Origin of the sequence: Nocardia sp. NPDC050717, assembly GCF_040654275.1 — a bacterium.
Lineage (GTDB): Bacteria > Actinomycetota > Actinomycetes > Mycobacteriales > Mycobacteriaceae > Nocardia.
Genome location: NZ_JBFAHR010000028.1, coordinates 24441 through 31541 on the forward strand (window position 1 = coordinate 24441; position 7101 = coordinate 31541).

General features: G+C 69.7%; 8 protein-coding genes and 2 tRNA genes. 8 read left to right on the plus strand and 2 right to left on the minus strand.

The window, feature by feature from the left end; translation table 11 throughout:
- The first annotated feature begins 38 nt into the window (after positions 1 to 38).
- From AB0H56_RS31145 to AB0H56_RS31170, 6 genes are all read left to right on the plus strand, one after another.
- Positions 39 to 914, plus strand: coding sequence for a DUF3105 domain-containing protein (locus AB0H56_RS31145; RefSeq protein WP_357170130.1), 876 nt, complete (start codon positions 39 to 41; stop codon positions 912 to 914).
- Positions 914 to 1618, plus strand: coding sequence for a DUF305 domain-containing protein (locus AB0H56_RS31150; RefSeq protein WP_357170133.1), 705 nt, complete (start codon positions 914 to 916; stop codon positions 1616 to 1618). The genes AB0H56_RS31145 and AB0H56_RS31150 overlap by 1 nt, the downstream gene beginning before the upstream one ends.
- Positions 1619 to 1731: 113 nt before the next feature.
- Positions 1732 to 1807: transfer RNA gene (locus AB0H56_RS31155), tRNA-Arg, on the plus strand.
- Positions 1808 to 2057: 250 nt separating this feature from the next.
- The gene (locus AB0H56_RS31160; protein ID WP_357170136.1) at positions 2058 to 2687 is read left to right on the plus strand and encodes a DUF4352 domain-containing protein; all 630 of its coding nucleotides are present in this window, start codon (positions 2058 to 2060) and stop codon (positions 2685 to 2687) included.
- A 126-nt stretch (positions 2688 to 2813) separates the two neighbouring features.
- Entirely contained in the window at positions 2814 to 3425 is a 612-nt protein-coding gene (locus AB0H56_RS31165; RefSeq protein ID WP_357170139.1) for a hypothetical protein, read from the plus strand.
- 33 nt (positions 3426 to 3458) lie between these two features.
- Complete coding sequence (locus AB0H56_RS31170) at positions 3459 to 4832, plus strand: metallophosphoesterase (RefSeq protein ID WP_357170142.1); 1374 nt, start codon at positions 3459 to 3461, stop codon at positions 4830 to 4832.
- A gap of 50 nt (positions 4833 to 4882) precedes the next feature.
- Here the strand turns inward: AB0H56_RS31170 and AB0H56_RS31175 are convergent.
- Positions 4883 to 4954 (minus strand) — tRNA-Cys (locus AB0H56_RS31175).
- Positions 4955 to 5051: 97 nt separating this feature from the next.
- On the opposite strand from AB0H56_RS31175, the gene AB0H56_RS31180 reads away from it, so the two are divergent.
- Positions 5052 to 5639 (plus strand): MarR family transcriptional regulator, encoded by a 588-nt coding sequence (locus AB0H56_RS31180; RefSeq protein ID WP_357170145.1) that lies wholly within the window; start codon positions 5052 to 5054, stop codon positions 5637 to 5639.
- Positions 5640 to 5664: 25 nt separating this feature from the next.
- Positions 5665 to 6726 carry an Hsp70 family protein gene (locus AB0H56_RS31185; RefSeq protein WP_357170148.1) on the plus strand — a complete coding sequence of 354 codons (1062 nt, stop codon included), beginning with the start codon at positions 5665 to 5667 and terminating at the stop codon, positions 6724 to 6726.
- Here the strand turns inward: AB0H56_RS31185 and AB0H56_RS31190 are convergent.
- Positions 6723 to 7101: enoyl-CoA hydratase-related protein (locus AB0H56_RS31190; protein ID WP_357170151.1), on the minus strand; the 379-nt coding region annotated here is incomplete at its 5' end. The two genes, AB0H56_RS31185 and AB0H56_RS31190, sit on opposite strands and share 4 nt — an antisense overlap.

Here is a 7101-nt window from a genome sequence, read left to right on the forward strand (position 1 = left end):
ACGCCACCGATCCACACGTCGAAAGAGCACAACGAGCGATGCCGAGCAGGACCAGCGCCACATCAGCCAAGGCCGTCCGGGCCGCGGGGAAGTCGTCTCCGTCCCGCAAACCCGGCAAGGGCAAGCTTCCGGGCAAGAAGCGGGAGGTGCCGTGGGCCCTGCTCGGCGGTGCCGTCGTCATCGTCGCGCTGATCGGCCTGCTCGCCTACAGCCTGGTGCCCAAGTACCTGGACCAGGCCGCGATCCGCGAGGCCCAGACCGATCTGAAGGAATGGGTGCCGTCCAAGGAGAACCAGGACCCGTCGACCAAGATCGAGGGTGTGGTCAAGCAGGAGTACCCGGCCGGTCTGCACGTCACCGAGGCGCAGCGCGTCGCCTACGACAAGGCGCCCGCGTACGGCGGCCCGCACGACGCCGCCTGGGCCAACTGCACCGGCACCGTCTACACCAAGCCGATCCGCATGGAGAACGCGGTGCACTCGCTCGAGCACGGCGCGGTCTGGATCGCCTACAACCCGGACAAGGTCGACGCGGCGGGCGTGGAGAAGCTGTCGAACTACGTCAAGGGCCGTCAGTACTCGCTGATGTCGCCGTATCCGGGCCTCGAGAGCCCGATCTCGCTGCAGACCTGGGGGCACCAGCTCAAGCTGGACTCCGCCGATGACGCGCGGATCAAGCAGTTCATCTCCGCCCTGCGCGAGAACCCGTACGCCTACCCCGAGGTCGGCGCGAGCTGCTCGAACCCGATCTTCGACGCGAACAACCCGCCGCCGTTCGATCCGTCGCCGTACGGCCCCGAGGCCGTGCCGATGGACGGCAAGGGCCTGACCCCCGACCAGTCCGAGCTGGGCGGTTCCGGCATCCCCGGCATGCCGAACATCCCGATCCCCGGCGGCCTGCCCGCCGGTCAGTGATGAGCGACGACGCCGCCGAGACCGGCGAGACCGCGCGCGGCAGAGGTCCCACCGGAGCGATCCTGGTCCTCGGCGCGATCGGGCTGCTGTTGCTCGGCGCGGTGGCGGGTGTGCTGTTGCGGATGCCGCTCGACGAGCCCAAGGCCTCGACGCCGGGCCCGGTCGACGTGGGCTTCAGCCAGGACATGTCCGCCCACCACGCGCAGGCCGTCGACATGGCGGGCGCGGCGCTGATCGCCTCGACCGACAACGACGTGCGCAGGCTCGCCTACGACATCCTCACCACCCAGCAGAACCAGATCGGCCGGATGCAGGGCTGGTTGCAGCTGTGGGGCGAGCCCAACCAGAACGTCGACGGCTACATGGGCTGGATGACCGAGCACGGGCAGGGCGGCCACGGCCACGCCGGCTCGACCGGCACGGCCATGACCGGCCCGATGACCGAGATGCCCGGCATGGCGAGCCAGGAGGAGATGACCGCGCTGCGTCAGTCGACCGGCCCCGCCGTGGACACACTGTTCCTGCAGCTCATGCTGCGCCACCACCAGGGCGGTGTCCCGATGCTCGACTACGCCGCCGAGCACGCCGACACCACCGAGGTCCGCGTCCTGGCCGCCCAGATGTCGAAGACCCAGGCGGGTGAATCGCAGCTGATGCAGAGCATGCTCGCCGCCCGCGGCGCCACCGCGCTCCCCTTCCCCTGACCGACCGGTGGTGGGCCCGGCTAACCCCCGGTCCACCACCGTTTTTGGCCCACCGCACTCGATGCGATACGCTGTCGCTGCCCGATCGCCCCACAGCGACCGGCAGCTATCCCGCCCTCGTAGCTCAGGGGATAGAGCGTCTGCCTCCGGAGCAGAAGGCCGCAGGTTCGAATCCTGCCGAGGGCACCACCGAAAGGCCCGACCCCCTGGTCGGGCCTTTCGCATTTCCGGAGCACACCGCCCCGCGAATCCCCCACCGCGATCCGACCAGTCGACGCTGTCACGGACCCGGAACGGGCAGGTGGACGGGATCGTCCCCTAATTGCTTCCATTCGGACATTTCCTGCCGCGGATCGGGCGTCGGACGGTTCCAGGCGCTGTCACACTCCCGTTCACACGCCACGGAAACCCCGTGGCAGTTCGTGAATCGAGGCGAACCATGTCGAACCCGCAGGAACCTCCGCATCAGCCGTACGGGCAGGGACAGCCGCCGCCGTACGGGCAAGCGCCGTACGGGCAGCCCTACCCGCCGCAGCCGCCGCGGAAGAAGAGCAAGGTCTGGCTGTGGGTCCTGCTCGGGATCCTGGCCATGATCCTGCTGCTCTGCGCCGGGTGCCTGACGGTGTTCAAGAGCGGGGTCGACAAGGCCGCCGAGGAGAGCACCGCGGGATCGACCGCGGCGCCGGTGGGCTCGGAGGTGCGTGACGGCAAGTTCGCCTTCGTCGTCACCAAGGTCGACCCGCCGGTGGCGGCCGTCGGCGACAACGAGTTCCTGCGCAAGCAAGCCCAGGGCGAGTTCATCCTCGTCTATGTCGACGTCACCAACACCGCGGCGGAACCGCAGACCTATTTCGGATCGAATCAGAAGCTCATCGACGACCAGGGCAGGGAGTTCGCGAACGACACCGCGGCCGAGCTCAATGTCAACACCGATCTCTCCGCGGGGATCAATCCGGGGAACAAGGTGTCGGTGATCATCGCGTTCGACGTGCCGAAGGGCACGGTTCCGGCGGCGATCGAGTTCCATGACTCGATGTTCTCCGGGGGCACGCGGGTGGCCTTGCGGTGAGTGTGGTGTGACCTTCGTTGCAGGTGGTGGGAGCGTCCCGGTATCGTCCGGGGCGCTCTCGCATTTCCACGCTTCACAGCGGTTCGACTCACGTACGCATTCAGCGCATTTCAGTCAGGAGCGAGCATGACCAATCCGCCAGGTGAGCAGCCGCAGGCCGGCCAGGAGCCGTCGGGGCTGCCGTCGGGGCCGCCCGGGTATCCGCACGCGGGGTTCGGGCAGCAACCGCCGCCGCCGAACTATCCGGACGGGCCGGATGTGCTGCCGCCCGCGCAGCCGCCGAAGAAGAAGCGGACCGGGCTGTTCATCGCGCTCGGGGTGGTGGCGCTGGTGGTGATCGGGGCGGTGATCACCGGGATCCTGCTCACCGTGCAGGGCCGCACGCCGCTGTCCTCGGACGAGAAGCAGATCGAGGTGGCGGTGCGCGACTTCTACGACACCCTCGGTGACGAGGGCTTCGTGGCGGCCGCCGAGCTCGCCTGCGAGGCGGACCGGAAAGAGATCGAGAATCTCACCCCGGAGCAGCGTCAGCAGTTCGAGTCGGCCTCGGTGGCGGTGGACATCGACAAGGTCGAGAACATCGTCATCACCGGTGACACCGCCAAGGCGACCGTCGTCGGCAAGCTGACCCTGTCGGTCCAGGGCGAGGAACCCAACACCGAGGACAGCACCGAGGAGCACCTGAAGAAGGAGAACGGCACCTGGAAGATCTGTTCGGCACCGGCCAACAGACGCTGATGCCGCGCATCGACGGCCACTACGCTCGCTGATATGGGCTGCTGCGGACCGTCGCGCCGGACAGTGCTCGCCGCCTTCGCCGCGGCGACACTCGGCGCGACGGTCGGCAGGTCGGGTCCGGTTGCCGCGCAAGCCGATCCACTGCTCGCGCTCGATCTGGAAATCGTCACGGTGACCGACACCGGCGCCGTCCTGACCTGGACCACCTTCGGCCTCGATGCCGCGGGCAGACCCACACCGGTACCCGCGAACACCGAAGTCCGGCTGGCACCGGCGGATTCACCCCGCGAGCCGCGAACGGTCCACCTCGACGAGACCGCCACCCCGTTCCACTACGCGGAGATCACCGGCCTCGAACCCGGCCGCCCGTACCGATTCCAGGCCCTCGCCAACGGAATTCGGGCCCTTCCCGGCCCCACGCTCACCACCGCCACCCCCGGCGCACCCGAGGCCTGCGGCGAATTCACCACGCTGACACCGCCTCCCGGCCGCCTGCTGCACACCGTGGCCCTCGCCAACGACATCCACTACGGCGAAACCGTGAGCGGCATCGTCCTCGCCGGGTTCCCGCCGGGATATCAGAGCGAGCAGCCCTATCCGCGCTTCATGCTCGATGCCCTCCTGGCCGATCTGCGCGCGCCGGATCGCGACGCCGACATGCTGCTCGTCGCGGGCGATCTCACCAACGAGGCAACTCCAGACGAATCCCGCGGCGTCCGTGCGCAACTGGACTCCTGGGGCGCGCTCGGCACCGACTACCTGATGGCGCGCGGCAACCACGACCGGCCGCATCCGGGGCACCCGGAGTGCGCCGACTGCTGGGGTGACGCGTTCCTGCCACGCCAGCAGCTCACCGAGCACCGCCTCGGCGAGCTGCGCGTGCTCGGCCTCGACACCAGCGCGCCGGAGGCGGCGGGTGGGGTCATCGATCGGTCGCAGCTCGACGCGCTCGGCGAGGCCCTGCGCGCCGATCCGGACCGGCCGACCGTCGTGTTCGGGCATCATCCGGTCACCGCCGAGGCCGGTCTGACGAATATCGGCGGCCCACCGTTCGTCCTCGACCGGGCCGCCGCGCTCGAGCTGCAGACGCTGTACCGGGGCGCGCCCGGTGTCTTCCTGCACCACAGCGGCCACACCCACCGCACCAAACGGACCAGGCCGGATCTCTACTGCGCGGTGGAGTTCCTCGAGGTCGGCGCGGTGAAGGAGTATCCCGGTGGCTACTGCCTGCTGCGCGTCTACGAGGGCGGATATCGCGTCAACTTCTACAAGACCCGCACCGAGCAGGCCAGGCGCTGGAGCAGCCTGACCCGCGGCGAATACTTCGGCACCGCGCCGGACTACCTGCTCGGCACGCTCCCCGACCGCAACCACACCGTCGTCCGCGACTTCTCCGGATTGCGCTGAGACAGCGTCGAGGCGGGACCGCGCACAGCGATCCCGCCTCGACGACACAGAGCGAGCGGCGGGAATTGAACCCGCGTAAACGGCTTTGCAGACCGTTGCCTCAACCACTCAGCCACGCCCGCCTCGTCCTAGAGAGTGCCGTGACCGGGCCGCCGCGGCCAGGGTTGCGCTCGAGGTGAGTGCAATTCGGTCCACCTGGCGCTATGCGATGATCAATCCATGACCCGGCCACGCCCGCTTCCCGTCGACCCGATCGCCGAGGCGCATCGGCAGTGGACCGGGCACGGCTGGGGCGAGGTGGCCGACGGCATGGCGGCGGTGACCTCGCTGGTGCGGGCGCAGCAGATCGTGATGGCCCGGGTGGACGAGGCGCTCAAACCGACCGGCCTCACCTTCTCCCGCTACGAACTGCTGCAGCTGCTGAGTTTCAGCCGGACCGGCGCGCTGCCGATGGCCAAGGCCAGCGCCCGGCTGCAGGTCCATCCCACGAGCGTAACCAACACGGTCGACCGGCTCGAGGCCGCAGGCCTGGTGGTCCGGGTGCCGCACCCCAGCGACCGCCGGGCCACCCTCATCGAAATCACCGATGCCGGAAGGGAATTGGTCGCGGAGGCCACGGCGGCGCTGAACGCGCAGGTGTTCGCCGAGCCCGGCCTGCCCCCCGACAAGATCCGCGAACTGCTCACCCTGCTCGCCAGCTTCCGGCACGAGGCGGGCGACTTCGAGGAGCCCGGCGAACCGAACCTCGCATTCCACGCGACCTGGCGGCCCGCGAGCGAATCACCGGCCGACGCGCTTGGCAGCTAGCCGAATCTGGTCCACGATGTAGCCCATGGTGCTGGTCCTGGGGGTATCGGCGGGTGCGAGCGGTGCTCGCGCCGTGCTGACCCACTCCGATCAGCCGCACCTGCCGCCGGTGGACCGCGTCCGGCTGCCGCGCAGGGCGGGCGGATCGGTCGACGAAGCGGTGCTGGCGGCGATCCGCAGGCTGCGGGTGGCCGCGCTCGCGCGCGACGAGTGCGTGACGGCCACGGCGGTCACCTGTCGCAGCGAAGTGCACGCCGACGCGATCCGCGCCGCGCTCGGCAGGTCGGAGGTCGGCATCGTCGACGAACCGCTGGCGCAGCTGCGCTACCTGCGGTTCACCGGCATGCTGCCCGCCGACGGCACGGTGCTCCTCTACGACCTCGGCTGCTCCGGCCTGACGATCACCCACGCCGACTGCCGCACCGACACGATCCTGGCGAGCAGGCGCAGCACCGTGCTCAGCGGCGACGGCTACGACGCCCTGCTGCGCTGGCAGCTGGCCCGCGGCGGGGTGCTGGCCGACGCGCGCACCAGCCGCGCGCACCGCGAGTCGCTGAGCCGCACCCGCGTGGTGACCGCCACCGACACCGACACCGGCGGCCGCGCTGTGGTGACCCGCAGCGATCTGGCTGAGCTGTGCGAGGCGGGACTGCACCATTCGGCCTCGTTCGTGCGGCAGGTGATCGAGGAGACCGGCGTCCGCCCGGACGCGCTGGTGCCGCTGGGCGGCTGCAGCCGCAATCCGACGCTGCGCGAGGACCTGGCCCAGCTGATCGGGCTGCCGATCGTCTACGACCCGGAGCCCGATTACGTCTCGGCGCGCGGCGCGGTCCTGCTGGCCGCGCAACGCCCGCCCGCGCGGCTGCGGATGCGCCGGCTGTACGCGGGCGCCACCCTGGCCACCCGCGACAGTCAACGGCCGGGCAGACGCAAACTGCTCGCCGCGGTGGCGGTGACCGCGACGCTGGGCGGCGCGGTAGCCGGCTTGCTCGGCACCGACGGGACGACGGCGCGGCCACCCCACCCGGGCACCGCGCCGACGACCGCCCAGGTCACCGACGGTTCACTGCACTACAAACACAACTAGCTGTTGGTGAAGTTCGCCGGCCGCTTCTCGATGAAAGCCGCCATCCCTTCCTTCTGATCATCGGTCGCGAACAACGAATGAAACACCCGACGCTCGAACAACAACCCCTCCGACAACGTCGTCTCGAACGACCGGTTCACCGCCTCCTTCGCGATCATCGCCACCGGCAACGACATCGACGCGATCGTCTGCGCCGTCTCCAACGCCACCTCCAGCAACTGATCAGCAGGCACGATCCGCGACACCAAACCCGCCCGCTCGGCCTCCTCCACACCCATGGTGCGGCCCGTCAGGATCAGATCCATCGCCTTGGCCTTGCCGATCGCCCGCGTCAACCGCTGCGACCCACCGATCCCCGGAATCACCCCCAACTTG